This is a genomic window from Streptomyces sp. NPDC054796, from assembly GCF_053611545.1.
The window spans coordinates 1-26,685 of sequence record NZ_JBSHAO010000083.1 but is presented as its reverse complement, the minus strand read 5'-3'; the positions used below and the strand labels follow the sequence as shown (position 1 = coordinate 26,685).

General features: G+C 71.5%; 22 protein-coding genes. 7 read left to right on the top strand and 15 right to left on the bottom strand.

All coding sequences use genetic code 11. The features are described 5' to 3' along the window. Positions 1 to 246: 246 nt before the first annotated feature. Positions 247 to 1,179 (bottom strand): methionyl-tRNA formyltransferase, encoded by a 933-nt coding sequence (gene fmt, locus ACWGJ2_RS37415; RefSeq protein ID WP_453350846.1) that lies wholly within the window; start codon positions 1,177 to 1,179, stop codon positions 247 to 249. A 275-nt stretch (positions 1,180 to 1,454) separates the two neighbouring features. Between fmt and ACWGJ2_RS37410 the strand changes: the two genes are divergently transcribed. Further along, complete coding sequence (locus tag ACWGJ2_RS37410) at positions 1,455 to 2,168, top strand: hypothetical protein (protein ID WP_453350845.1); 714 nt, start codon at positions 1,455 to 1,457, stop codon at positions 2,166 to 2,168. Between the two features lie 123 nt (positions 2,169 to 2,291). Here ACWGJ2_RS37410 and ACWGJ2_RS37405 read toward each other — a convergent pair whose 3' ends face one another. After that, positions 2,292 to 4,514 carry a primosomal protein N' gene (locus tag ACWGJ2_RS37405; RefSeq protein WP_453350844.1) on the bottom strand — a complete coding sequence of 741 codons (2,223 nt, stop codon included), beginning with the start codon at positions 4,512 to 4,514 and terminating at the stop codon, positions 2,292 to 2,294. A gap of 214 nt (positions 4,515 to 4,728) precedes the next feature. Here ACWGJ2_RS37405 and ACWGJ2_RS37400 point away from each other — a divergent pair, with 214 nt between their 5' ends. From ACWGJ2_RS37400 to ACWGJ2_RS37380, 5 genes are all read left to right on the top strand, one after another. Next, positions 4,729 to 6,114, top strand: a complete 1,386-nt coding sequence (locus ACWGJ2_RS37400; protein ID WP_453350843.1) for a helix-turn-helix domain-containing protein — start codon at positions 4,729 to 4,731, stop codon at positions 6,112 to 6,114. 24 nt (positions 6,115 to 6,138) lie between these two features. Next, positions 6,139 to 6,924, top strand: coding sequence for a toll/interleukin-1 receptor domain-containing protein (locus ACWGJ2_RS37395; RefSeq protein ID WP_453350842.1), 786 nt, complete (start codon positions 6,139 to 6,141; stop codon positions 6,922 to 6,924). Continuing rightward, positions 6,921 to 8,912: a hypothetical protein gene (locus ACWGJ2_RS37390; RefSeq protein ID WP_453350841.1), complete on the top strand. Its 1,992-nt coding sequence runs from the start codon at positions 6,921 to 6,923 to the stop codon at positions 8,910 to 8,912. The genes ACWGJ2_RS37395 and ACWGJ2_RS37390 overlap by 4 nt, the downstream gene beginning before the upstream one ends. Before the next feature lie 39 nt (positions 8,913 to 8,951). Beyond that, entirely contained in the window at positions 8,952 to 10,115 is a 1,164-nt protein-coding gene (locus tag ACWGJ2_RS37385; protein ID WP_453350840.1) for a hypothetical protein, read from the top strand. Between the two features lie 84 nt (positions 10,116 to 10,199). Continuing rightward, entirely contained in the window at positions 10,200 to 10,652 is a 453-nt protein-coding gene (locus ACWGJ2_RS37380; protein WP_453350839.1) for an NUDIX hydrolase, read from the top strand. Positions 10,653 to 10,796: 144 nt separating this feature from the next. Here the strand turns inward: ACWGJ2_RS37380 and metK are convergent, their stop codons facing one another. The 13 genes from metK to pyrR all read right to left on the bottom strand — a co-directional run bounded on the left by metK (position 10,797) and on the right by pyrR (position 25,938). Further along, complete coding sequence (gene metK / locus ACWGJ2_RS37375; protein ID WP_453350838.1) at positions 10,797 to 12,008, bottom strand: methionine adenosyltransferase; 1,212 nt, start codon at positions 12,006 to 12,008, stop codon at positions 10,797 to 10,799. 460 nt (positions 12,009 to 12,468) lie between these two features. Continuing rightward, positions 12,469 to 13,725, bottom strand: coding sequence for a bifunctional phosphopantothenoylcysteine decarboxylase/phosphopantothenate--cysteine ligase CoaBC (gene coaBC, locus ACWGJ2_RS37370; RefSeq protein ID WP_453350837.1), 1,257 nt, complete (start codon positions 13,723 to 13,725; stop codon positions 12,469 to 12,471). Between the two features lie 187 nt (positions 13,726 to 13,912). Then, complete coding sequence (gene rpoZ, locus ACWGJ2_RS37365; RefSeq protein ID WP_453350836.1) at positions 13,913 to 14,197, bottom strand: DNA-directed RNA polymerase subunit omega; 285 nt, start codon at positions 14,195 to 14,197, stop codon at positions 13,913 to 13,915. A gap of 84 nt (positions 14,198 to 14,281) precedes the next feature. Then, the gene (gmk, locus tag ACWGJ2_RS37360; protein WP_453350835.1) at positions 14,282 to 14,878 is read right to left on the bottom strand and encodes a guanylate kinase; all 597 of its coding nucleotides are present in this window, start codon (positions 14,876 to 14,878) and stop codon (positions 14,282 to 14,284) included. 84 nt (positions 14,879 to 14,962) lie between these two features. Beyond that, a complete protein-coding gene (locus ACWGJ2_RS37355) occupies positions 14,963 to 15,286 on the bottom strand; it encodes an integration host factor (RefSeq protein ID WP_453350834.1) in 324 nt (107 codons plus the stop codon). 247 nt (positions 15,287 to 15,533) lie between these two features. Next, positions 15,534 to 16,511, bottom strand: coding sequence for an orotidine-5'-phosphate decarboxylase (gene pyrF, locus ACWGJ2_RS37350; protein ID WP_453350833.1), 978 nt, complete (start codon positions 16,509 to 16,511; stop codon positions 15,534 to 15,536). Further along, positions 16,508 to 17,674: a quinone-dependent dihydroorotate dehydrogenase gene (locus ACWGJ2_RS37345; RefSeq protein WP_453350832.1), complete on the bottom strand. Its 1,167-nt coding sequence runs from the start codon at positions 17,672 to 17,674 to the stop codon at positions 16,508 to 16,510. The genes pyrF and ACWGJ2_RS37345 overlap by 4 nt, the downstream gene beginning before the upstream one ends. 87 nt (positions 17,675 to 17,761) lie before the next feature. Then, entirely contained in the window at positions 17,762 to 21,082 is a 3,321-nt protein-coding gene (carB, locus tag ACWGJ2_RS37340) for a carbamoyl-phosphate synthase large subunit (protein ID WP_453350831.1), read from the bottom strand. Beyond that, positions 21,075 to 22,253, bottom strand: a complete 1,179-nt coding sequence (carA, locus tag ACWGJ2_RS37335; protein ID WP_453350830.1) for a glutamine-hydrolyzing carbamoyl-phosphate synthase small subunit — start codon at positions 22,251 to 22,253, stop codon at positions 21,075 to 21,077. Before carA ends, carB begins: the two co-directional genes overlap by 8 nt. Further along, a complete protein-coding gene (locus tag ACWGJ2_RS37330) occupies positions 22,250 to 22,894 on the bottom strand; it encodes a PH-like domain-containing protein (protein ID WP_453350847.1) in 645 nt (214 codons plus the stop codon). The genes carA and ACWGJ2_RS37330 overlap by 4 nt, the downstream gene beginning before the upstream one ends. 65 nt (positions 22,895 to 22,959) lie before the next feature. After that, on the bottom strand, positions 22,960 to 24,267 hold the full coding sequence (locus ACWGJ2_RS37325; RefSeq protein WP_453350829.1) for a dihydroorotase: 1,308 nt from the start codon (positions 24,265 to 24,267) through the stop codon (positions 22,960 to 22,962). 2 nt (positions 24,268 to 24,269) lie between these two features. After that, complete coding sequence (locus ACWGJ2_RS37320) at positions 24,270 to 25,238, bottom strand: aspartate carbamoyltransferase catalytic subunit (RefSeq protein ID WP_453350828.1); 969 nt, start codon at positions 25,236 to 25,238, stop codon at positions 24,270 to 24,272. A gap of 112 nt (positions 25,239 to 25,350) precedes the next feature. Continuing rightward, entirely contained in the window at positions 25,351 to 25,938 is a 588-nt protein-coding gene (pyrR, locus tag ACWGJ2_RS37315; protein WP_453350827.1) for a bifunctional pyr operon transcriptional regulator/uracil phosphoribosyltransferase PyrR, read from the bottom strand. Positions 25,939 to 26,135: 197 nt separating this feature from the next. On the opposite strand from pyrR, the gene bldD reads away from it, so the two are divergent. Then, positions 26,136 to 26,636, top strand: coding sequence for a transcriptional regulator BldD (gene bldD / locus ACWGJ2_RS37310; protein ID WP_028431622.1), 501 nt, complete (start codon positions 26,136 to 26,138; stop codon positions 26,634 to 26,636). Positions 26,637 to 26,685 lie beyond the last annotated feature (49 nt).

Genomic DNA, 26,685 nt, shown 5'->3' with positions numbered 1-26,685 from the left:
ATACGTACGGGGTCCCGCTTGGGGCGGCGGTAGGGCTTGGCGGGGCGGCGTGGCCGATTGCTCACGGGTGAAGGTGCTCCGGTGCGGTGATGACGAGGGCGGGGGCGGGGGCGAGCGGCTGTGGTGCTGTGGTGACCGCCCTCTTCAGCCTACGCCGCACGCCCGAGGGAACGGCCAACGGCCCGCGCGCCGTCCTCCGCGCGCCGGTCAGCGGCCCTCAGCGGGACGTCCGTCGGCCCGGCCCGGCTACGCGTCGAGGCGTTCCGCGTCCGTGACCCGTACCCCACGGGCCCAGTCCGCGGCCTTCATCGGCTTCTTGCCCTGCGGCTGCACCCACTCCAGCTCCACCGCGTGCGAACCCGTGCCCGCGTGCACGGAGTTCTTGCCCACGGCCAGCTCGCCCGGCGCCAGACCGGTCCGCTCGGGGGCGAGCACGACGGACCGCACCTTGAGCCGCTCGCCCCGGAACACCGTCCACGCGCCGGGTGCCGGTGTGCAGGCGCGAACCACCCGGTCCACGCGCAGCGCGGGCGCCGACCAGTCGACGCGCGCGTCGTCCACGGTGATCTTCGGCGCGAGGGAGACGCCCTCGGCGGGCTGCGGCACGGCCTGGAGCGTGCCGTCCTCGATGCCGTCCATCGTGGCGGCGAGCAGCCCCGAGCCCGCGAAGGCGAGCCGGGTCAGCAGGTCGCCGCTGGTGTCGGTGGGGCGTACCTCTTCTGTGATCACGCCGTAGACGGGGCCCGAGTCGAGCCCCTCCTCGATCTGGAACGTGCTCGCGCCCGTCATCTCGTCCCCCGCGAGCAGCGAGTGCTGCACGGGCGCGGCGCCGCGCCAGGCGGGGAGGAGCGAGAAGTGGAGGTTGACCCAGCCGTGCGCGGGGACGTCGAGCGCTACGCGCGGCAGCAGCGCTCCGTAGGCGACGACGGGGCAGCAGTCGGGGGCGATCTCACGGAGCCGGGCAAGGAAGTCCTCGTCGCGGGGCTTCGCGGGCTTGAGCACCTCGATGCCCTCCTCAGCGGCCCGCTGGGCGATCGGGCTGGGAACCAGGTGCCGCCCACGGCCCGCGCGCGCGTCGGGCCGCGTCACGACGGCCGCGACCTCGTGCCGCTCCGAGGCGAGCAGGGCGTCGAGAGCGGGTACGGCGACCTCGGGGGTGCCTGCGAAGACGAGCCTCATCGGTGGCGAACTACCTCTCACGGACGGCGGGGCGTTGGGGCGGCGGGTGCGTTTGGGGTGCTGGCGGGCGCGAAGGCGCGAAGAGCGCCCAGTCTACGGTCCGTCACGGGCCGTCGCCCGAGGGGGCGTACGGGGCACCGCGCGCCCCGCATCCTTCCGCCCACGCCCCCTCAGCGTGACCAGAGCGACCGTTATGGCGTTGGTCAAGGGAGATTGACCGAAACGGGCCGCTTAGCGGCCCCATCCTTTTACACGCCGGTTCGAGAGGCTTGTTCATGGCCGACCACGCAACCCACGACGCCCAGGCGAGGGCCAGCCTGCATCTCCTGGTACGGGACATCGAGCGGGTCCGCCGGCAGGTGGACGCGCTGCGTACCCTCACCGCCCAGCTCGGCAATGTCTACCGTCCACGGCGCAGCGGCCCGTCCACGGGCTTCGTCGTCTACGGCAGGGCACCCGCGCCCACCGTGCGGCTGGCACAGGAACTGCGCGACAGCGTGGAGACGCTGGTCACCGCGGCGGTGGACTTCGACCGCTCGCTGGGTTTCTCGTGGGACGCGGTGGGTTCGGCGCTCGGCGTCACCAAGCAGGCGGTGCACCGCCGTTACGGCTCGCGGCGCGGCACCGTGCGCGAGGCCGTACGGGACAGCGCGGACGCCTCGGCCGCCGCCTCCGCGGCCTCAGCCGCCTCCGGCCCGCCGCACGAGACGTCGAGCGCGCAGGGCGCTCCCCGGCCCGCCGTCCAGGTCCCCGCCGCCCGCTCCATGCCGGGCTCGGTGACAGGTTCGGTGACAGGTTCGGTGACCGGCTCCGTGACGGGTTCCGTCCCGGGCCAGCAGCCCGCGCCCACGACGCCCACGATCCCCTCGCCGACCGTCGCCCCGTCGTCGCAGCCCCAGCCCCATCCCCCCGCGCAGCCCTCGCCACCGCCGCGCGCGCATGCTCAGGACCACCGCCCGGGGGCCTTCCCCGGCCCCCGCAACGGCTGACCCCTCCGCGGCCGTTGCCCCACCGCCCGGTGTGCCCCGGCACACCGGGCGGTGGTGTGTCCGCAGGACGAGCCGCCCCTCGTACGGTGCCGGGCCTGACCCCTCAGCCGATGCCCGGCGGCCTCAGCCGATGTCCGGCGGATCGACGCGGATGTGGACAGCCGGGCCCTCGCGACGCGTGAGCCGCGCGACCTGCGCCGTCTTCAGCGCGGACGCCAGCGCGGCGCCGGACCCCGGGGGCACCCTGACCAGCGCGCGCTCCCACTGCTCGCCCGCGGGCGGGTCCCCGGGGCGCCGCGGACGCCCTGGCGCGGTGACCGGCAGGGGCACGGGGCCCAGCACCTCGGCCTCGCGCGGCAGGGCCGCCTGGCCCAGCAGCTCGGCCACCGCCTCGCCGGGCCCGCTGACCGCCGCCATCCGCGAGACGGGCGGGAAGCCCAGCTCGGCGCGCTCCGCCAGCTCACGCACCGCGAATCCCGCCGGGTCCCAGCGCACCAGCGCCTGTACGGGGCGCAGCGTGGGCTCGGCGACGATCATCACGCTGCCCCCCTTGCCTGCCTCGCCGCCCGCGCCGCCCCTGTCCCCTTCGCCCCCGGCTCCGGCTCCGGCTCCGGCGTCCGGCCCCCGCACGAGCGCCGCAGCGCTCAGCCAGCGGCGCAGCGCTTCCTCGCCCGCGCGCAGGTCCGGGCGGCCCAGCAGGGCCCAGCCGTCGAGGAGCAGCGCCGCCGCGTATCCGGGCCCCTCGGCCACGGGCTCGGCGCCGGGGGTGGAGACGACGAGCGCGGGGCGGTCGGGGACGGTGTCGAGTATGTGATCGCGCCCCGACGTACGCACCGGGACAGCCGGAAACGCGCGGCCCAGCTCCTCCGCCGTACGGCGTGCGCCGAAGACCTGCCCGCGCAGCCGCACGCCCCCGCACTCGGCGCAGTGCCACTCCGGCGCGGTGCGGGCGCACCAGCCGCAGCGCAGGCCGTCCCCCGCCGCGGCCGACTCCCCCGTCTCGACCGCCTCCAGCGGGCCCGCGCAGTGCGCACAGCGCGCGGGCTCGCGGCACCGCTCGCAGGCGAGGCGGGGCACATAGCCGCGGCGCGGGACCTGGACGAGGACGGGGCCGGTCTCCAGCGCCTCGCGGGCCGTGTCCCAGGCGACGCTGGGCAGCCGCGCGGAGCGGGCCGCCGCGTCCCGGGATTCGTCGCGATCGCCGATGGTGCGGATGGCGGGGGCCGTGGCGCGCACCGTCTCGCGGTCGGCCGCGAGGGGCCCGGCCCAGCCCGTCTCGACCAGTTGGGCTGCCTCCACCGTGCAGCCGTGCGCGCCGAGCAGGAAGCCCGCGTGCTCGGTGACGGCGCGCTGCAACAGCACCTCGCGGGCGTGGGGCTGCGGGGCGTGGTCGTCGCTGTGGCTCGAGTCCCCGTCGTCCCAGATCGCGACCAGGCCCAGGTCCCGTACCGGCGCGAACATCGCCGCCCGGGTGCCGATCACCGCACGCACCGCGCCTCTGCTGACGGCCAGCCAGCGCCCGTACCGCTGCTCGGGGCCCGAATCGGCGGTGAGCAGCACGTGGTGGCCGGTACCGAGGAGGGCGGTGAGCGCTGCGTCGACGCGGGCTGCCGTGCGCCCGTCGGGCAGGACGGCAACGGCGCCACGCCCCGAGGCGAGGGTGGCGGCCACGGCGCGGGCCAGTTCGTCGGGCCAGCCGGGTCCTGGCAGCGCGGTCCACACGGCGCGGGGCGCGCCGCCCTCGGCCAGTGCCCTGACATAGGCGGCGCCCTGCGCGTAGCGCTCCCAGCCGCCGGGGGCCGGGGGCGCCGGGCGGGGCCGCGGTTCGGGCGAGGGGCGCTTCTCGGCGCGGGCCATGCGGGGCGGGACGGCGAGCTGGAGGACGTCGGCGAGCGATCCGGCGTAGCGGTCGGCGACCGCGCGGCACAGGCGCAGCAGCTCGGGCGAGAGGACGGGTTCGGGCGAGAGGACCTGCGCGATCGGCGCGAGCGCGCCGGGGAAATCGCTCTCCTCGCACCGCTCGACGATGAACCCGTTGATCAGCCGCCCTCCTTCGCGGCGGCCCTCCTTCTCGCCCGCGCCGAAGCGCACGCGGACCCGGACGCCGGGCTGGGCTTCGGCGTCGAGCGCCGCGGGGACGGCGTAGTCGAAATAGCGGTCCAGGTGGACCAGGCCCTTGTCCACGAGCACCCGCGCCACGGGGCGGCTCTCCGCGAGCGCGGCACCCCGCCAGGTGCGCGGCTTCGCCTTGGGCTGCTTGCGCTTGCGCACGGTCTCCCGAATCAGCGCGAGCTGCTCGGGCGGCTCCGCCGCCGGAGTCCCGTCCCGCTCGTCGTCGCTGCTCACAGCCTCAGTCTTAGCAGACCCCACCGACAACGGGCCCCGCGCCCACCGGTCCGTGGGGCGTACCCGGTCCGTGCTCGAGGCCGTCTCGACAGACGGTCCGAGGTGGGGTTGCCTGCCGACGGGAAACGGGAAACACCCCATTCGCCTTGTTCCGTCCCGCTGCCGTACCCGAGGCTGACTGACTGACGGTGACCGGCGGCTGCCCGGATGATCAGTGACGGAGGTTGACGTGCTCCAGCAGCCACCCCGGTTCGGCCCCGAACTCCGCAGACTCCGCCTCGCGGCGGACATGACCCTGGGCCAGCTCTCCCAGCGGGTCCACTACAGCAAGGCCCAGCTCAGCAAGGTGGAGCGCGGTCTGAAATCGCCGAGCAGAGATCTGGCCCGGCTCTGTGACGCGGTGTTGGGGGCGAAGGGGGAGCTGGCCGCTCTTCTGCGCCCGGTGACATCCCTGACGTCAGAAACAGTGTCCGGTCCCCGTCCAGGGGACGAGCCGGTGTCCAGCGCTTCGGACACAGCCGCTGAGAGGACCGCGAAGATCACCGGGGGAGGCCCTGGCGAAGATGGGGAAGAGGTGTGGCTGATGCGATTGTCCGCCGACGGCTCAAGCTGGTTCCAGCCTGTCGGCCGTCGTCACGTGGTCGCGGCTGGGGCGGCATCCATGGTGAGCCTGGGACTCAGCACTTCGTCGGCAGCCCCCGACAGCGGGGGGACCCTGCTGGAAGCCTCGCGTGCACTCTTCGACGAATACCGCCGTCTTGGACAGACCACGGCGCCCGAGGTCGTACTGCCCGCGCTCATCGCGCAGACGCACACCCTGCGAGAGCTGTCGGAGCGTGCCGGTACTCGGACCAGGCAAGGGCTCCTCGCGCTGGCCTCACGATATGCCGAGTACGTCGGCTGGCTCGTGCAGGAAACCGGCAACGAGGAGGCCGCGCTCTGGTGGACCGACCGCGCCGTGAATCTCGCCGAAGCCGGGGACGACCATCACTTCGCCGCCTACGCACTCGTGCGGCGGGCCCTCGTCACGCTCTATCGCGACGACCCCGTCCAGACCGTGGTCTTGGCCCAGCAGGCCCAGGACCACGACCTTCCGCCCCGTATCCGCGGCCTGGCAGCACAACGTGAGGCTCAGGGGCACGCGCTCGCGGGCGACTACGACTCCTGCATGCGCTGTCTGGACCGGGCGCGAGTCCTGCTCACCCGGGAGCCGGAGCACGGTGGCGCACCGGTCATCGGCACGACGAACCTGTCCGATCCGGTCGCGATGATCACTGGCTGGTGCCTGCACGACCTCGGATTTCCACAGCGGGCCGCCGCCATCATCGACCGGGAGATCGCTCAGGTACCGGCGCACGCCCTGCGCTCCCGCGCCCGGTACGGGATGCGAGGGGCCCTCGCACACGCCGCCGCCGGAGAAATCGACCACGCCTGCTCACTGGTGGCACAGCTCCTCAAGGCCACTGACACCGTCGGCTCCGCGACCATCACCGCCGACCTGCGCCGCGTCTCCCGGATCCTCTCCCGGTACGCACGCCACTCAGGCGTCAAGTCCCTGGCACCAGGGCTCGCCCATTCCCTCCACTCCGCCGACAGGTAACGACCAGCAGCAAAGGAACCCCACGTGCCCGAGGTATTCATCAACTACCGCACCGGCGACGGCGAGAAGACCGCCGCGCTCATCGAGCGGGAACTCTCGCACCGTTTTGGCGAAGAACTGATCTTTCGCGCCAGCAAGTCCATCAGGCCGGGTCAGGACTACCGCAAGGCCCTGGCCGAGAACGTGCGACGTTGTAGCGCCCTACTCGCCGTCATCGGGCCCGCGTGGCTCGACGCCCCGGACAAGGGAAACCCTGGCAACAAGGCGTTGGACAGCGAGGATGACTGGGTCCGCAAGGAGATCCTGGAAGCGTTCACATGCGGCCTGCCCGTCATCCCCGTACTCGACGGACGAAGCACCGAGCGGCTGAACCCGAGGGGCCTGCCCCCGGAGCTGGCCAGACTCGCGAACTGTCAGTCGCTGCGGTTGGACACCCAGCAGGCGGAGACCGACCTCGCGCGCATCGGGGACGAGCTGGCCTTGCTGATCCCCCGGCTCGCGGAAGCCGAACTGAGTCGCGGGGCGCCCGCCGCGGAGCCCGGTGACACGCACAACACGATGGGCGACGTGCGGGGCACCGGTGTCCAGACCCGTGATGTCCACGGCGACATCGGCGGAACCGTGATCCGCAACCCCTCGGGCCCCGTCCACGCGGGCACCGGTGGCCAGTACACCGACGGCGCGCAGCACTTCTCCGGCAACCGGACCCAGCACTTCCACGGCGACGGCACGACCAATGTCGAAGGGGACAACCACGGCGGCGTGAGCCACAGTTTCGGTCCCCGGCGCGAACCCGAGGGCGAGCGATGACCGGTCCCGCCTCCCATCCTCGGGTCTTCCACCCCCAGGCACCGGTCCAGGCGGGGAACGGGGATCAATATGTCAGTTACGTCGCGTTCCTCGACGCCGTCGGGCTACGCACCGGAACCCCGGGCAAGGACCCACGCGAGATCGCACAGGACGAACTCCTCCAGCTCAAGAGACTGTTCGTGTACCCACCCGGCACTTACACGGCCAGGGAAACTCTGGAACAGCGCGGAACGGTCCTGCTCACGGGTACGGCGGGCAGCGGAAAACGGGCCACTGCCACGGTGCTGCTGACCGAACGGCCCGGCGGCACAGGCAGCTTCCATGAACTGCTGGACCAGTCCGAGGAAGGCGAAGGGCTGGCCCTCGACCCCGATCACGTAGGAGACGGGGACCAACTCCTGCTCGACCTGTCCGCCAGCGAGGAAACAGCACTCGGCCGGATCCTCGCCGAACTGCCGTCCTTCCGCGCGACGGTCCGGCGCAGGAACGCGCGGCTGGCCGTGGTCCTGCCGCCGGACAGGGACCACCTGCTCGGTGACGAACTCCAGCGGCTCGTCGCACGGATCCGTCGGCCCGAGCCATGGGAGGTGTTGCGGCGCCACCTGCTCACCTACGGGATCCGGCCGTCGGAGAGCGAACTTTCGTCAGGAAAGCTCTCCGCCTTTCTCTCCAGGGAGCCCTTGCGCCGCGTCGGAGCACTCGCGGTCCATGTACGCGATGCGCGCGACGCGTCGACCGGCACGGACGGCTTCCGTGAGTGGGCCGGGAAAGCGCTGGAAGCCGTCTTTCCGAGCGGCCCCCAGCTCACACGGCGCATCCAGAGCCTCAAGGACGGGCAGCAGCGTGCGCTACTACTGGCCTCCGCCTTCCTCCCGAGTGCCAGGTCCGACGCCGTGTACTACGCGACCGTCAACCTGCTGCGCGCAGCCCAGCACCCCGCTGAGGATCCGCCGCTCCTCGAACACGCCTCCCTGGCCAGTCGGCTCTCGGCCATCGGCGCCGAACTCGACACTCAGAACAGGGTCCAGCTTCCCGCGGGCTACGACGAAGCCGTACGTGTGCACTGCTGGAACAACTTCCCGCCCCTACGAGAAACGCTCAGACGGTGGGTGAGCGACGCGGCGGTACAGCAATGGATCACCACAGACGAGCGCATGGGACTGGTGGAACGCTACGCGACGGAGTCCTTGCGCACGGGGCCGCCGGCCGACCTGCGGAAGCTGGTGGAAGAGTGGACAGGCAGCGTGCCGGACAGGGTATGCCGTCCAGCAGCCACCTATGCCCTCCAGAAGGCCGTCGTCCACGAACGGTACGGCCGTACCTTCCGGCGGATGATCTACGACTGGGCCTACTCCTCCACGTCGAATGTGCCGCTCGCCGAGGTTCTCGTCGGCATCTGCGCCGAGTCCCTGGCAGGACGGTTCCCCGACCAGGCCATGACGCGCCTCCACTACCTTGCCCGGCACCGGAACTCACGCGTACGGGCTGCGGCACGAGAGGCTCTGTTCAGGCTGGTCCGCCCCGACGGCCGCCTCTACCGTCGGCTACTCGACCGCCTCACGCCGGGCACGGACGCCCTGCCCCAGCACGACATCGACCTCTTCCTCCAGATCGCGGATCCCGCTCTGCTCATCGGCCCAGGAAGCCGCGCCAAGCCGTTGATCACTGGCCCCGTTGTACGTTCTCAGCTCACCGTGGGCTGGGCCAGCGTCCTGGAGAACCGCTCAAGGAGCGTCTGGACCGGCCGGGTACGCGGCTGGCTCGACACGGCCTGTGCCCGTCCGTCCTACCGCGATGCTCTGCTCGATGTGCTCATCGACGCCTGTCGGGGCAACGCGCGCGCTCTGAGCCGTCTCTACGTCATCGTCCGGGACTGGGCCCGCACCGACGACGACGCGCTCAGAACGCCGCGTGCGGAAACCCTAGGTCGGTTCTGGCACAAGAACAGTGCCGCTCTCGGTCTCGAAACCCCGCTCCCCACCAGTTGACCTCGCGACATCGCCTGACACCGCACTGGAGACACCGCCATGAGTTCTGGCCACAAGACGATGACGCTCTTCCTCACCGTCATCTCCGGACTGATTCTCGCCATTCTCGGCCTGTGTCTGCACTGGCCGCTGTGGGCATGGGCAACCGCAGCGGCGTTTCTCCTGGCAGCGGCGGTGCTGGCCGGGCGCACCCCCACTCCGAGAGCAGGCTCCATGCCACGCGAGTTCACGCTCGAACCCGATCTGCCCATCGCACCCCAGGAACGTCGTGAGCAGATCGTCACCGATGTCGCCCTGCCCAGTTCCGCCGAGGACTACGACGTCCTCTTCTCGGCGGTCGTCCGCTGGTGGCCCCTCGAAGCCGCAGAGGACGCACCCGCCATCAGCCCCGGCGGGCTGGCCGTGAGCGCGATCCTCGAACGGGCCGGCCGAATGACAGCTCTGTACGCTCCGCACCGCACAAGTCTCGTGCAGCACCAGCTCAACGGCCTGCTCGGGACGATGGAAGCAGACCCCACGGGGCGGGTGCTCGCGATGGCGGAAAATGTCACGCTCACCCTCCCGGAAAGCGACTCGGCCCGGCTCAGCAGGCTCTCGACCGTACGCAAGGACGAAGACCTGTGGGAGCACGAGCGCAAGTACGAGTGCAACCGGCGCGAGTATCTGAGCAAGGACGTGCTGAAGGACACGGGGAGCGCCGTCGTCTGGTGGCTCTCGAAGAACGACGATCACATCAAGAAGACCGTGGACGACATAGGTGTTCTCGCCCAGCTCTCCTCCGCGGCCAACAACGACGGGGTCCCCGAGGAGTTCCAGCACATGGTTCCGTATCCATACCCGCCGCCGGAGCCCGTGGCCGCTCGGCCGGGGGGCCAGGAGGGTGTTTTCACGACGACGGCCCCCTACGGGAACGGGAACGGCTCGTACTCGGCTGAGGCATCTACCGGGGCGCGCGGAAGTGCCGCCGATCATTTCGGCAAGATGCTGGAAGAACTCGGTCTCGACTCCCAGGACCCGCAGTCGTCACTACTGGCCCAGGCTGTTTCCAGGATCACCGTGCCCGGGGCGCGGCAGGAGGCCGTGGACGACATTCTCAGGAAGTTCGATGCTTCGTCCGCGGAGGCACAGGACTTCGAGGAAGGCACCAAAACCACCACCTGCGGCAGCGAGCTCGATTCGCCCCAGGACGTTCCCGAGGTCTGAGGCGACCCGCCTACGCAGGCCCCGCGCCCACCGGTCCGGGACGCGGGTCCGACGGCCCTGGTGGCCACGGAGGACAATGCCGGGATGACCCCACCCAGAATCCGTGTCGCCGCGTATGTGATCCGTCAGCGTGCCGTCCCCGAACTCCTGGTGTTCGATCACGTAGGCATGCCGGAAGCGGGAACCCAGGTTCCCGCGGGAGGAGTCCAGCCGGGCGAGGAGCTGGAGGAAGCGGTCCTGCGGGAGGTCGCGGAGGAAACCGGTCTGCTCACGGCGACGGCGACGGCGACGAGGCTGATCGCCGTGGAGGACAGGCCGCACCCTCACACGGCACAGCCACGACGGACCAGCTTCTTCTCCCTCCGGGCGCCCGCGGACGCTCCCGACGCGTGGGAGCACCGCGTCCACGGTGAGGGAGACGACGCCGGGCTCGCCTTCGCCTGCCGGTTTCTGCCCCTCCCCCTCGAGGAGCCGCTGGCCGACGGCCAGGACGCCTGGCTGGGCCGCGTCGATCCCCGCTGGGTCACCCGCCGCTAGGGGCCCGGCCGCACGCATGCGAGGGCCCGGCCGTCCTCCCCCGTCGCCAGCAGTCGACGGGTGGAGGCGCGGCCGGGCCCTCTCGGCGGTGCGCGTCAGCGCCGCGGTGGAGAGGCGCGGCTGCTGAGGCCCGGGCTCAGGCCGTCAGGCCAGGCCCGTCGCCTTGCGGAGCGCGTCGACGCGGTCCGTCCGCTCCCAGGTGAAGTCCGGCAGCGCGCGGCCGAAGTGGCCGTACGCCGCGGTCTGGGCGTAGATCGGGCGCAGCAGGTCGAGGTCGCGGATGATCGCGGCCGGGCGGAGGTCGAAGACCTCGCTGATGGCCTGCTCGATCTTCTCCACGTCGACGGTCGCCGTGCCGAAGGTCTCCACGAAGAGACCGACCGGCTCGGCCTTGCCGATCGCGTACGCGACCTGGACCTCGCAGCGGGAGGCCAGGCCCGCGGCGACGACGTTCTTGGCGACCCAGCGCATCGCGTACGCGGCGGAGCGGTCGACCTTGGACGGGTCCTTGCCGGAGAAGGCGCCGCCGCCATGGCGGGCCATGCCGCCGTAGGTGTCGATGATGATCTTGCGGCCGGTCAGACCCGCGTCACCCATCGGACCGCCGACCTCGAAGCGCCCTGTCGGGTTGACCAGGAGGCGGTAGCCCTCGGTCTCCAGCTTGATGCCCTCGTCGACGAGGCGCTTCAGCTCCGGCTCCACCACGAACTCGCGGATGTCCGGTGCGAGCAGCGAGTCGAGGTCGATGTCGGCCGCGTGCTGCGAGGAGACCACGACGGTGTCGAGACGGACGGCCTTGTCGCCGTTGTACTCGATGGTGACCTGCGTCTTGCCGTCCGGGCGCAGGTAGGGGATGGTCCCGTTCTTGCGGACCTCCGAGAGCCGCTCCGAGAGCCGGTGCGCCAGGGTGATCGGCAGCGGCATGTACTCGGCGGTCTCGTCGCAGGCGTAGCCGAACATCAGGCCCTGGTCGCCCGCGCCCTGCTTGTCCAGCTCGTCCTCATCGCCCTCGACGCGCTTCTCGTAAGCGGTGTCGACACCCTGCGCGATGTCGGGGGACTGGGCGCCGATGGACTCGGAGACGCCGCAGGAGGCGCCGTCGAAGCCCTTCTTCGAGGAGTCGTAGCCGATCTCCAGGATCTTGTTGCGCACGAGCGTCGAAATGGGCGCGTACGCCTTGGTGGTCACCTCTCCGGCCACGTGCACCAGGCCGGTGGTGATCAGCGTCTCGACGGCGACCCGAGAGTGCGGGTCCTCCTTGAGGAGCGCGTCGAGAATCGTGTCGCTGACCTGGTCAGCGATCTTGTCAGGGTGACCCTCGGTCACAGATTCCGAGGTGAACAAGCGGCGGGACACATCGCTCCCTGTGGTTGCAGCGGCTGCTGGCTGAACATGGGCGGACCGGTCGGGGGCTGCGCCCAAGCACGGTCCGCCGCCAAGTTTATCCATCTCCACCCGCATCCAATCACGGAGTCCCGAACTCCGACACGACTCCGACCTGCGATTCCAGGATGCGAGACCCCTTGACCCGCCCCCTGTGGTCCGGCCCACATGGGCATATGTCGTGGCGTGTCGGGTGCCGGACGCACCGACGAAACGGCGGGACACCGACATACGGAGCGGCTTATTCCGGCCACCTGGAGGGGCGGGTTCCGCACTCTTGCGCAACGGCGGGGCGACGGGATCGGCACCGGGTCTCCACACCCGCACACTCTGCGGCCGCGAACCCGCGAACCCGCGAGCCCGTAGAGACCGCGAACCCGCGCGGCCTCAAGCCCGTGAGGGAGCCGCGCCGGTCACGCCGGTCAGCACCCCGTCACGTCAGACGCCCCGCCACCAGGTCCCAGACCGTGTCGGCGAGCGCCTCCTTCGGACCGTGCGGGACCGCCGTCTCGCTGCCGTCCGCGCCGAGGACCACCGCCTCGTTCTCCGTCGAGCCGAAGGTCTTGCGCTCCCCCACCTCGTTGACGACCAGCAGGTCACAGCCCTTGCGGGCCAGCTTGGCGCGGCCGTTGGCCAGAACGTCGTCCGTCTCGGCGGCGAAGCCGACCACCACCTGCCCCGGACGGCTCCGGGCGGCGGAGATCTCGGCCAGGACGTCCGGATTGCGCACGAGCGCGACCGGCTCGGGCTCCGCGCCGTCCTTCTTCTTGATCTTGCCCTGCGCGTAAGCGGCGGGCCGGAAGTCGGCCACCGCCGCCGCCATGACGACCGCGTCCGCGTCCGTCGCCGCCTTGACCACGGCCTCCCTGAGCTGGACGGCCGTCCCGACGGGCACGACGTCGACACCGGCCGGAGGCGGCAGCTCGCTGTTCGCGGCGACGAGGGTCACGCGGGCGCCGCGCGCCGCCGCCGTACGGGCCAGCGCGTAGCCCTGCCTGCCGGAGGAGCGGTTGCCGAGGAAGCGCACGGGATCCAGCGGCTCGCGGGTGCCGCCGGCGCTGACCACGACGTGGCGGCCCGCGAGGTCGGCCGCGGGCGCCTCGGGGCCACGGGCCAGCACGCGGCGGCACAGCTCGAAGATCTCGGCCGGGTCGGGGAAGCGCCCCTTGCCGGTGTCCACGCCGGTCAGCCGACCGACGGCGGGCTCGATGACGACCGCGCCGCGGCGGCGCAGCGTGGCCACGTTCTCCTGCGTCGCGGGGTGCTCCCACATCTCGGTGTGCATCGCGGGCGCGAAGAGGACCGGACATCGCGCGGTGAGGAGCGTGTTGGTGAGCAGGTCGTCGGCGAGGCCGTGCGCCGCCTTGGCCAGCACGTCGGCGGTCGCGGGCGCGACGACGACGAGGTCGGCCGCCTGCCCGATGCGCACGTGCGGCACCTCGTGGACCGACTCCCACACCTCCGTGGACACCGGGCTGCCCGAGAGCGCCGACCAGGTGGCCTCGCCCACGAAGTGCAGGGCCGACTCGGTGGGCACGACGCGCACGTCGTGGCCGCTCTCCGTCAGCCTCCGCAGCAGCTCGCACGCCTTGTACGCGGCGATGCCGCCGCTCACCCCCAGGACGACCCGGGGCCTGCCCCGCTCGCCTCGCCCGCTCTGCTCGTCCTGCCGGTGCCGGCGCTGTTCCATCGCTCGCCTCTCCCCACACACGGTGCGTCCACGACGGCACCCGGAGCTTCCGTCACACGTACGTCATACGCCGTACGCCGTATGCGCGCGGCGCGGCCCGCGCATACCTGGCCTGCCTTACTCCCACATCACACACCACGGGCCCGGCAGCCGCGCTGCCGGGCCCGTGATGAAAGGCTGCCGTCGCTTACTGGAGCGCGCCGGCCGGCGGGGCGTCGATCGCCTCGGAGGTCAGCAGGCCCGCGTTGATCTCGCGCAGCGCGATCGAGAGCGGCTTCTCGTGGACGTGAGTGTCCACCAGCGGGCCCACGTACTCGAGCAGCCCTTCACCGAGCTGCGAGTAGTACGCGTTGATCTGACGCGCGCGCTTGGCGGCGTAGATCACCAGGCTGTACTTCGAGTCGGTGGCTTCGAGCAGCTCATCAATCGGCGGGTTGATGATGCCCTCGGGCGTGGTGATGGAAGAGGACACGCTCTGCCTTCCGGAGAATGGGTGGAGATCGTCAAAGGCTGATCGGTGGAGTGTGGAGTCAGCGGAGCACAGGCACACTAGTGATCAGTCGATACGCATCAAGGCTAGCAGTTCGGCGCTGACGCCCTCGACCGAGGTGTTGACCAGGGTCGTATCGAACTCGGACTCGGCCGCCAGCTCCGTACGGGCCGCTTCCAGGCGCCGCTCGATGACCTCGGGGGGTTCGGTGCCGCGCCCGGTGAGGCGGCGGACCAGCTCCTCCCAGGAGGGCGGGGCCAGGAAGACGAGCTGCGCCTCGGGCATGGCCTCCTTGACGAGGCGGGCGCCCTGGAGATCGATTTCCAGGAGCACGGGCTCGCCGCGCCCCAGATGCTCCAGGACGGCCTGCCGGGGTGTGCCGTAGCGGTTGCCCGCGAATTCGGCCCACTCCAGCAGCTCGCCGTTGGCGATCAGCTTGTCGAACTCCTCGTCGTCCACGAAGAAGTACTGCACCCCGTGGACCTCGCGGGGCCGCGGGGTGCGGGTCGTGGCGGAGACGGAGAGCCATACCTCGGGATGCGCCTTGCGCATATGCGCGACGACCGTGCTCTTACCGACCCCGGAGGGGCCGGAGAGCACGGTCAGCCGCGGTGTGCCAACCGGGGGTTCCGGGGTCGCCCCCCGGGAGACTGCGGTACTCATGCAGCGATTATCCCGGTTCTCAGCAGTGCCTTGCCACCATGGAAGCCGCGGACGGGAAGCCCACGGGCATCACACGGGGGCGGATCAGGCGTTGGCGCTGCCGAACTCGCGCTCCAGTGCGGCGATCTGGTTGGAGCCGAGCCCGCGCACGCGACGGCTTTCGGAGATCCCGAGACGCTCCATGATCTGCTTGGCGCGGACCTTGCCCACGCCGGGCAGCGACTCGAGGAGAGCGGAGACCTTCATCTTGCCGATGACGTCGTTCTCCTGGCCCTGCTTGATGACCTCGTGGAGGGAAGCGCCGGAGTGCTTCAGCCTGTTCTTGACCTCGGCGCGCTCCCGGCGAGCCGCGGCGGCCTTCTCGAGCGCGGCTGCGCGCTGTTCAGGGGTAAGGGGCGGAAGAGCCACGCCTACGTCACCTCGGATGTCGAACTGTCGGATATGGATCGGTGAGGAACCTAGTAGCCCCGCACCTGCGGAGCAACGAGCCACGCGTCCCCTCGGTCCGTCGGACCTGGGGAGACCCCAGGGTTCGCGGTGCTCTCGACGGAGACTAGCGGCCACAGGCGCCAGAGTCAGCGAGAACAGACGAAAAGTCCTGGTCAGACTCTGTGGACAGCGACATTTCCGGACAAACAGGCGCGGTTTTTCCAGGTCAGTTCACGGCCGCGCGCACTTCCTCGACAAAACGACGGGCGGAATCTCGCATTCCACCAATGTCGGGGCCGTGCTTCAGTACGCCCCGGCTCACGCTCGGCACGACATCGCGCACCACGCCGCCGAACACGCCAGGAAGATCGGCGGGGGTCGCGCCCTGGGCACCGATGCCGGGAGCGAGGAGCGGGCCGTTGATCGCGAGATCGATCCCCAGCTCCCCCGGCGTCCCACCGAGGGTGGCGCCGACGACGGCCCCGAAGGAGCCCATCGGCTCCGCGCCCGCGTTCTCGGCCGCCAGATGCCGCAGCACCGTCGCGGCGACGCTGTGCGCCTCTGTGCCGGTTCCGTGGGCCGCTCCGGTGCCTGGGGCCGCTCCGGTTCCCCCCGCTCCCCCGGCCGTCCCGGCCGCGTCGAGCGCCGTCGCGCCGCGCACCGCGTGCTGGACCTCGGCGCCCTCCGGGTTCGAGGTCAGCGCGAGCACGAAGAGCCCGCACCCGTTGCGCCGCGCCAGCTCGACGGCGGGGCGCAGGGAACCGAAGCCGAGGTACGGGCTCACCGTCAGCGCGTCCGAGAAGAGCGGCGAGGAGGGGTCGAGGAAGGCGTCCGCGTAGGCGGCCATGGTGGAGCCGATGTCGCCGCGCTTGGCGTCCATGATCACCACCGCGCCCGCTTCCCTGGCCTCGGCCACGGCCTTCTCCAGCACGGCGAGGCCGCGCGAGCCGAAGCGCTCGAAGAAGGCGGACTGCGGCTTGAGCACCGCTGTGCGGTCCGCGAGCGCCTCGACGGTGAGCCGGGTGAAGCGCTCCAGGCCGTGGATGTCGTCGGCCAGGTCCCAGTCGGCCAGCAGCGAGGGGTGCGGGTCGATGCCCACGCAGAGGGGGCCGCGCGCGTCCATGGCGCAGCGCAGCCGGGCGCCGAAGGGCTCCGCGAGCGGTGTGCGGGTGTCTGTGGCGGTCTGTGCGTCGGATGCGGTCACGCTGCGGTGCTCCTCTTCTCCGGGTGGTCCGGGTGGTCCGGGTGGTCCCCGTCCCCGTCCTCCGCCGCGCGGGTCTCCGCGCCGACGGCCTCCGCGAGGGTGGCGTACGGGCTGGCCCTCAGCCGCTCGGCCAGCCCCCGGTGGACGGTGCGGGCCCACAGCGGCCCCTCGTAGACGAACGCGCTGTACCCCTGCACGAGCGTGGCACCGGCGAGGATGCGCCGCCAGGCGTCCTCGGCCGTCGTGACGCCGCCCACGCCGATGAGCGTGACGCGGTCGCCGACCCGCGCGTACAGGCGCCGCAGCACCTGGAGGGAGCGGTCCTTGACGGGCGCTCCGGAGAGGCCGCCGGTCTCGGCGACCAGCGCGGGGTCGGAGGTGAGGCCGAGCCCGTCGCGGGCGATGGTGGTGTTCGTGGCGATGATGCCGTCCAGGCCCAGCTCGACGGCCAGGTCGGCGACGGCGTCCACGTCCTCGTCGGCGAGATCGGGCGCGATCTTGACCAGCAGGGGGACGCGGCGGCCCGTGACCGTGCGGTCTGCGGCCTCGCGCACGGCGGTGAGCAGGGGCCGCAGGTGGTCGACGGCCTGGAGGTTCCGCAGCCCCGGCGTGTTCGGCGAGGAGACGTTGACCACGAGGTAGTCCGCGTGCTCGGCGAGGCGCTCGGTGGAGGTGACGTAGTCGCCGATCGCCTCCTCCTCGGGGACGATCTTCGTCTTGCCGATGTTGACGCCGACGGTCGCCTTGAAGACCGCCTCACGGGCCGCGAGGCGCGCCGCGACGGCGGCCGAGCCCTCGTTGTTGAAGCCCATCCGGTTGATGAGGGCGCGGTCGGGGACGAGGCGGAAGAGCCGCTTCTTGGGGTTGCCCGGCTGGGGGTGCGCGGTGACGGTGCCGATCTCGACGTGGTCGAAGCCGAGCATCGTCAGGCCGTCGACGGCGACCGCGTTCTTGTCGAAGCCCGCCGCGAGCCCGAAGGGGCCGTGCATGCGGCGGCCGAGCGCCTCGACGCGCAGCGCCTTGTGGCGGGGTGCGAGAAATGCCGCCAGGAAGGTGCGCAGCACGGGGACGCGCGCGGCGAGGCGGATCCAGGCGAAGGCCAGGTGGTGGGCCTTCTCCGGGTCCATCCGCCGGAAGACGGTGCGGAACAGGAGGGAGTACATGCGTGGCCTTCGCGAACGAGAAGGGTCAAGGGATGCCCGGTCCGGCGCGGGCCCGCGCGGTGCGGCGCGGGCCCGGGCCGGGACGGGTCAGGCGGTGCGGGCCGCCGTGAGGTGCGCCGCGTGCTCCTGGAGGGAGCGGACGCCGACCTCGCCCCGGGTCAGCGCCTCGATGCCCTGGACGGCGGCGGCGAGCGCCTGGACCGTGGTGAGGCAGGGGACGGCGCGGGCGACGGCCGCGGTGCGGATGTCGTAGCCGTCGAGGCGGCCACCGGTGCCGTAGGGGGTGTTGACGATGAGGTCGACCTCCCCGTCGTGGATGAGCTGGACGACGGTCTTCTCGCCCTGCGGGCCCTCGCCCTCGCTCTGCTTGCGTACCACTGTGGCGTTGATGCCGTTGCGCTTGAGAACTTCCGCGGTGCCGGAGGTGGCCAGCAGCTCGAAGCCCATGCCGACCAGCTCGCGCGCCGGGAAGATCAGGGAGCGCTTGTCGCGGTTGGCGACCGAGACGAAGGCGCGGCCCTTGGTGGGCAGCGCGCCGTAGGCAGCGGCCTGGGACTTCGCGTAGGCGGTGCCGAAGACCGAGTCGATGCCCATGACCTCGCCGGTGGAGCGCATCTCCGGGCCCAGCACGGTGTCCACGCCGCGTCCCTGCACATCGCGGAAGCGGCTCCAGGGGAGCACGGCCTCCTTGACGGAGATGGGCGCGTCCAGCGGCAGGTCGCCGCCGTCGCCCTCGGCCGGGAGCATGCCCTCGGCGCGCAGCTCGGCGACGGTGGCGCCCAGCGAGATGCGGGCCGCGGCCTTCGCGAGCGGCACGGCGGTGGCCTTGGAGGTGAAGGGCACCGTGCGCGAGGCGCGCGGGTTGGCCTCCAGCACGTAGAGGATGTCGCCCGCCATCGCGAACTGGATGTTGATCAGTCCGCGGACGCCGACGCCCGCCGCGATGGCCTCGGTGGAGGCCCGCAGCCGCTTGATGTCGTGGCCGCCGAGGGTGATCGGGGGCAGCGCGCAGGCGGAGTCACCTGAATGGATGCCCGCCTCCTCGATGTGCTCCATCACACCGCCGAGGTACAGCTCCTGGCCGTCGTAGAGCGCGTCGACGTCGATCTCGATGGCGTCGTCGAGGAACCGGTCGATGAGCACGGGGTGCTCGGAGATGAGTCCGGCGTGCCGCTCCAGGTAGGCGGCGAGTGAGCCCTCGTCGTAGACGATCTCCATGCCGCGCCCGCCCAGCACGTAGGAGGGGCGGACCATGACCGGGTAGTTGATCTCGGCGGCGATGACCTTGGCCTGCTCGAAGGAGTAGGCGGTGCCGTACTTCGGCGCGGGCAGCCCGGCCTCCTCCAGCACCCGGCCGAAGGCGCCGCGCTCCTCGGCGAGGTTGATGGCCTCGGGCGAGGTGCCGACGATGGGCACGCCGTTGTCCTTGAGCGCCTGCGCGAGGCCGAGCGGGGTCTGTCCGCCGAGCTGGACGACGACGCCCGCGACGGGCCCCGCGGCCCGCTCGGCGTGGACGATCTCCAGGACGTCCTCCAGGGTGAGCGGCTCGAAGTAGAGCCGGTCGGAGGTGTCGTAGTCGGTGGAGACGGTCTCGGGGTTGCAGTTGACCATGACGGTCTCGTAGCCCGCTTCCGAGAGCGCGAAGGAGGCGTGGACGCAGGAGTAGTCGAACTCGATGCCCTGGCCGATGCGGTTGGGGCCCGAGCCCAGGATGATCACTGCGGGCTTCTCGCGGGGCGCGACCTCGGTCTCCTCGTCGTAGGAGGAGTAGAAGTACGGGGTCTTCGCGGCGAACTCGGCGGCGCAGGTGTCGACGGTCTTGTAGACGGGGCGGACGCCCAGCGCGTGCCTGACCTCGCGTACGACGTCCTCGCGCAGGGAGCGCAGCGAGGCGATCTGCGCGTCGGAGAAGCCGTTGCGCTTGGCGTCGGCCAGCAGCTCGGGGCTCAGCTCGGGCGCAGCGGCGATCTCGTCGGCCGTCTCCTTGATGAGGAAGAGCTGGTCGGTGAACCAGGGGTCGATCTTCGTCGCCTCGAAGACCTCCTCCTGGCTGGCTCCGGCGCGGATGGCGGCCATGACGGTGTTGATGCGGCCGTCGGTGGGGCGCCTGGCCTCCGCCAGCAGCGCGTCCTTGTCGCCGGCCGCCTCGGGGCCGCCGCCGAAGGCGAAGGAGCTGCCCTTCTTCTCCAGGGAGCGCAGGGCCTTCTGGAGCGCCTCGGGGAAGTTGCGGCCGATGGCCATGGCCTCGCCGACGGACTTCATGGTGGTCGTCAGCGAGCTGTCGGCGGCCGGGAACTTCTCGAAGGCGAAGCGCGGTGCCTTGACCACGACGTAGTCGAGCGTGGGCTCGAAGGAGGCCGGGGTCTTCTCGGTGATGTCGTTGGGGATCTCGTCCAGCGTGTAGCCCACGGCGAGCTTGGCCGCGATCTTCGCGATGGGGAAGCCCGTGGCCTTGGAGGCGAGCGCGGAGGAGCGGGAGACGCGCGGGTTCATCTCGATGACGACCACGCGGCCGTCCTCCGGGTTGACCGCGAACTGGATGTTGCAGCCGCCCGTGTCCACGCCGACCTCGCGGATGACGGCGATGCCGATGTCCCGCAGGATCTGGTACTCGCGGTCGGTGAGCGTCATCGCGGGCGCGACGGTGATCGAGTCGCCGGTGTGCACGCCCATGGGGTCGAAGTTCTCGATGGAGCAGACGACCACGACGTTGTCGTTCTTGTCCCGCATCAGCTCCAGCTCGTACTCCTTCCAGCCGAGGATGGACTCCTCCAGGAGTACCTCGGTGGTCGGCGAGAGGGTGAGGCCCTGCCCGGCGATGCGGCGCAGCTCCTCCTCGTCGTGCGCGAAGCCGGAGCCGGCGCCGCCCATGGTGAAGGAGGGGCGCACGACGACGGGGTAGCCGCCCAGCTCGTCCACTCCGGCGAGGACGTCGTCCATGGAGTGGCAGATGTAGGAGCGGGCCGACTCGCCGTGCCCGATCTTGCCCTTGACGGCCGCCACGACCTCCTTGAACTGGTCGCGGTCCTCGCCCTTGTTGATCGCCTCGACGTTGGCGCCGATCAGCTCGACGCCGTACGCCTCCAGGGTGCCGGACTCGTGGAGGGAGATGGCGGTGTTGAGCGCGGTCTGGCCGCCGAGGGTGGGCAGCAGCGCGTCGGGGCGCTCCTTCGCGATGATCTTCTCGACGAACTCGGGGGTGATCGGCTCGACATAGGTGGCGTCGGCGATCTCCGGATCGGTCATGATCGTCGCCGGGTTGGAGTTCACCAGGATCACGCGCAGGCCCTCGGCCTTGAGCACGCGGCATGCCTGGGTACCGGAGTAGTCGAACTCGGCGGCCTGACCGATGACGATCGGCCCTGACCCGATGACCAGGACGGACTGGATATCGGTGCGCTTAGGCACGCTGGTCCTCCATGAGGGTGGCGCTGTGCTGGTTTCGTCCGTCTCGCATGAGCGCGACGAACCGGTCGAAGAGGTACGCGGCGTCGTGCGGACCCGCTGCCGCCTCAGGGTGGTACTGGACGCTGAAGGCGGGCTGGTCGAGGAGGCGCAGGCCCTCGACCACGTCGTCGTTGAGGCAGACGTGCGAGACCTCCGCCCTGCCGTACGGGGTCTCGCTGACGGTGTCGAGGGGTGCGTCCACGGCGAAGCCGTGGTTGTGCGCGGTCACCTCGACCTTGCCGGTGGCGCGGTCCTGTACCGGCTGGTTGATGCCGCGGTGCCCGTACTTCAGCTTGAAGGTGCCGAAGCCGAGCGCGCGGCCCAGGATCTGGTTGCCGAAACAGATGCCGAACAGCGGAGTCTTGCGCTCCAGCACGCCGCGCATCAGGGAGACGGGGTGGTCGGCCGACGCGGGGTCGCCGGGCCCGTTGGAGAAGAACACCCCGTCCGGGTTGACCGCGTACACGTCTTCAAGCGTGGCGTTCGCCGGCAGCACGTGGACCTCGATGCCGCGCTCGGCCATGCGGTGCGGGGTCATGCCCTTGATGCCGAGGTCGACGGCGGCGACGGTGAAGCGCTTCTCGCCGATGGCCGGGACGACGTAGGGCTCGCTCGTGGCGACCTCGCCGCACAGGTCGGCACCCTTCATCTCGGGCGCCGCCTTGACCCGGGCGAGCAGCGCCGCCTCGTCGGCCAGCGCCTCGCCGGAGAAGATGCCGACGCGCATGGCGCCGCGCTCGCGCAGGTGCCTGGTCAGCGCGCGGGTGTCGATGCCGCTGATGCCGACGACGCCCTGGCCTGCCAGTTCGTCGTCCAGGGTACGCACGGAGCGCCAGTTGGAGGGGACGCGCGCGGGGTCGCGGACGACGTAGCCCGAGACCCAGATGCGGCGCGACTCGGGGTCCTCGTCGTTGACGCCCGTGTTGCCGATGTGGGGGGCTGTCATGACGACCACCTGGCGGTGGTAGGAGGGGTCGGTCAGTGTCTCCTGGTAGCCGGTCATGCCGGTGCTGAAGACCGCCTCGCCGAAGGTCTCGCCCACGGCGCCGTAGGCACGGCCGCGGAAGGTGCGGCCGTCCTCCAGGACGAGGATCGCTGGAGCCTTCGCGGCTCCCCTGGTGGAGGTCGTCATCGTGCGCCTTCCTGGTCGTGCGTGAGGCTCCGCGCCTGGTCGGGCGCGGAGTCCTGCGTCTGTCCGTGGGGGGTGCCCGCCTGGGGCGCGGCGCCGTCCGCGTCCGGGGCGAGCGCGGTGAGGCGCTCCACCCAGGCGGCGTGCTCGGCCGCGCTGTCGGAGCGGAAGCCGGAGTCCAGCTCGCGGCTGCCGTGCGTCCAGGTGACCACCAGCAGGCCGCCCTCGGTGAGGACCTTGCCCGCGATGCCCTTGTCGAGGCGGGCGCCGCGAAGCTGTGCGGCGGGGATGAAGAAGTCCTCGGCGCCGGGCCTTACGACGTCGATGCCGTGCTCGGTGAGCGTCAGCTCGGCCCGGCTGCGGGTGCCCAGGCCGTGGGCGACGATCCGGTCCAGCCACTGCCCCGCCGTCGTGGAGCCGTGGTAGCGCCCGGCCATCCGCAGCAGCGGCTCGGCCCCGCTCGCCGCCTCGGGCGCGACGGGCAGCTCGGGCAGGTCGCCCTGGAGCGTGCCGCGCCACTTCCAGCCCTGCCGCATCAGCCAGTAGAGCAGGACGACGAAGAGCAGCAGTCCGACGACCCAGCCGATACGGGAGGCCCAGTCGGTGACCTCCTGGGACTTCTGCTCCGCCGCGAGGCCGAGCAGCCCCGGATGGCCCGGGTGGCCCGGATGACCCGGGAGGAGGTGGTGCAACTGAGAGATCTGAGGGTTCACGCCAAGTTCCCGTCCATGACCGTCGCGCGGCCCCTGAGCCAGGTGTGGGTGACGCGTCCCGGCAGCTCGTGGCCCTGGTAGGGGGTGTTACGGCTGCGGGAGGCGAAGCCCGCGGGGTCCACCTGTCCACGGTAAGCCGGATCGAGCAGGACCAGGTTGGCGGGCTCGCCGGGCGCCACGGGGCGGCCGTGGCCCGCCAGGCGGCCGATGGCCGCGGGGCGGAACGACATGCGGTCGGCGATCTGCGCCCACTCCAGCAGGCCGGTGTCCACCATCGTGTGCTGGACGACCGAGAGCGCCGTCTCCAGGCCGACCATGCCCATGGCCGCCGCGCCCCACTCGCAGTCCTTGTCCTCGTGCGGGTGGGGGGCGTGGTCGGTGGCCACGCAGTCGATGGTGCCGTCGGCCAGCGCCTCGCGCAGTGCCATGACGTCGGCCTCGGTACGCAGGGGCGGGTTGACCTTGTAGACGGGGTTGTAGGAGCGCACCAGCTCGTCCGTGAGCAGCAGGTGGTGCGGGGTGACCTCGGCGGTGACGTCCCAGCCCTTGGACTTCGCCCAGCGGACGATCTCCACGGAGCCCGCTGTGCTCAGGTGGCAGATGTGCACCCGGGAGCCGACGTGCGCGGCGAGCAGCACGTCGCGCGCGATGACGGACTCTTCGGCGACGGCCGGCCAGCCGCCCAGGCCCAGCTCAGCCGAGACGACGCCCTCGTTCATCTGGGCGCCCTCGGTCAGCCTCGGCTCCTGCGCGTGCTGCGCGACGACGCCGTCGAACGCCTTCACGTACTCCAGCGCCCTGCGCATGATCACCGCGTCGTCCACGCACTTGCCGTCGTCGGAGAACACCCGCACCCCGGCGGCCGAGTCGTGCATGGCGCCCAGCTCGGCGAGCTGCTTGCCCTCAAGCCCCACGGTGACGGCGCCGACGGGCTGCACGTCGCAGTAGCCGGACTCGCGGCCCAGCCGCCACACCTGCTCCACGACACCGGCGGTGTCGGCGACGGGGAAGGTGTTGGCCATGGCGTGCACGGCGGTGTAGCCGCCCTTGGCCGCCGCGCGGGTGCCGGTGAGGACGGTCTCGGAGTCCTCGCGGCCCGGCTCGCGCAGGTGGGTGTGCAGATCGACGAGCCCTGGCAGCAGGATGTGCCCCTCGGCCTCGACGACCTCAGCACCGCCCGCGTCCAGGCCGCTGCCCACCTCGGCGACGGTGCCGCCGTCGATGAGGACGTCCTGCGGCTCTCCGCCCAGCAGCCTCGCGCCGCGGATCAGTGTCTTCTTCGGCGTCTTCTTCGGCTCACTCATGATTACTTGTTCTCCTCGGTGCGGGTGGAGACGGCCGGTTCGGAGCCGCCGAGCAGCAGGTACATCACGGCCATGCGGATGCTGACGCCGTTGGCGACCTGCTCGACGGCCGTGCAGCGCGGCGAGTCCGCGACCTCGGCGGTGATCTCCATGCCGCGGTTCATCGGCCCCGGGTGCATGACGACCGCGTGCTCCGGCATCCGTGCCATCCGCTCGCCGTCCAGGCCGTAGCGGCGCGCGTACTCGCGCTCGGTGGGGAAGAAGGCCGCGTTCATCCGCTCGCGCTGGACGCGCAGCATCATCACGGCGTCGGACTTGCTCAGGACCGCGTCCAGGTCGTAGCTGACCTCGCACGGCCAGGCGCCGACCCCGACGGGCACCAGCGTGGGCGGCGCGACGAGGGTGACCTCGGCGCCGAGGGTCGTCAGCAGGTGGACGTTGGAGCGGGCCACGCGGCTGTGCAGGATGTCGCCGACGATCGTGATGTGCCGCCCCGACAGGTCCTGGCCCTCGCCGCCCGCGAGGCGGCGGCGCACGGTGAAGGCGTCGAGCAGTGCCTGCGTGGGGTGCTCATGGGTGCCGTCGCCCGCGTTGACGACGGAGCCGCCGATCCAGCCCGAGGTGGCCAGCCGGTGCGGGGCGCCCGAGTCGTGGTGGCGGATGACGACGGCGTCGGCGCCCATGGCCTCCAGGGTCAGCGCGGTGTCCTTGAGGGACTCGCCCTTGGAGACCGAGGAGCCCTTGGCGGAAAAGTTGATGACGTCGGCCGAGAGCCGCTTGGCCGCGGCCTCGAAGGAGATCCGGGTGCGCGTCGAGTCCTCGAAGAAGAGGTTGACGACGGTGCGCCCGCGCAGGGTGGGCAGCTTCTTGATCGGCCGGTCGGCGAACCTGGCCATCTCCTCGGCTGTGTCGAGGATCAGGACGGCGTCGTCGCGCGTGAGGTCGGCGGCCGAGATGAGGTGACGCTTCATCTGTTGCCTTCCGTACAGGTGGGGATGTCGGCTGCTGGCGGTGCGGTGGCGTCCGGGCATGCGCGTCCGCGGCACGGGCGCCCGAGGGGCCCGCCCGCCGTACGCGCGTCGGCTACTGGCCCGGTTCGCTCGCCGGGGCGGTCACGCGCTCGCCGAGCAGCACGCCGTCGCGGCCGTCCTCCTCGGTGAGCTGGACCTTGACCGTCTCCCGCAGCGACGTGGGGAGGTTCTTGCCTACGTAGTCGGCCCGGATGGGCAGTTCGCGGTGGCCCCTGTCCACGAGGACCGCGAGCTGTACGGCGCGGGGCCGCCCGATGTCGCCCAGCGCGTCGAGCGCGGCGCGGATGGTGCGGCCGGAGAAGAGCACGTCGTCGACGAGGACGACGAGACGGCCGTCGACGCCGTCCGCCGGGATGTCCGTGCGCGCGAGGGCGCGGGCGGGACCGAGGCGCAGGTCGTCGCGGTACATGGTGATGTCGAGCGAGCCGACCGGGATCTCGCGCCCGGTGATCTCCGCGAGCTTGGCCGCCAGTCTGCGGGCGAGGAAGACGCCGCGGGTGGGGATGCCGAGGAGCACCACGTCGTCGGCGCCCTTGGCGCGCTCGACGATCTCGTGGGAGATGCGGGTGAGCACCCGGGCGATGTCGGGTGCCTCCAGGACGGGGCGATCCGGCCCCTGGCCTGCGTGATTGCCGTCCATACGAAACGGACCTCCTTCCCCGCCTCACGGGACGGGCCTTAAAGGACGTCTGAGCTGTCGACCGACAACGGTACCAGGGTCGGATGAAACGCCTGTTCCAGGGGCTACGTAAGTGGGACGGACCCGTTCGGCTTGACGCCGCACATTACGCTGCGTAACCTCACAGTGAGTTACCAAGACCTCGTCCGGGGAGCTTTATGTCCAGCGAATACGCCAAACAGCTCGGAGCGAAGCTCCGCGCCATCCGCACCCAGCAGGGCCTCTCCCTCCATGGCGTCGAGGAGAAGTCCCAGGGCCGTTGGAAGGCGGTCGTGGTCGGCTCGTACGAGCGCGGCGACCGTGCCGTGACCGTGCAGCGCCTCGCCGAGCTGGCGGACTTCTACGGCGTCCCGGTGCAGGAACTCCTTCCGGGCACCACTCCGGGCGGGGCCGCCGAGCCGCCGCCGAAGCTCGTGCTCGATCTGGAGCGCCTGGCGCACGTCCCGGCCGAGAAGGCGGGGCCGCTCCAGCGGTACGCCGCCACGATCCAGTCGCAGCGCGGTGACTACAACGGCAAGGTGCTCTCGATCCGCCAGGACGATCTGCGCACCCTCGCCGTGATCTATGACCAGTCGCCCTCCGTCCTGACGGAGCAGCTCATCAGCTGGGGGGTTCTGGACGCCGACGCCCGTCGCGCCGTCGCCCACGAGGACGCCTGAGCCTCGCTCCCCGGCTCCGCCGAAAAAACGTGCCGCCGCCCGCTGCGGC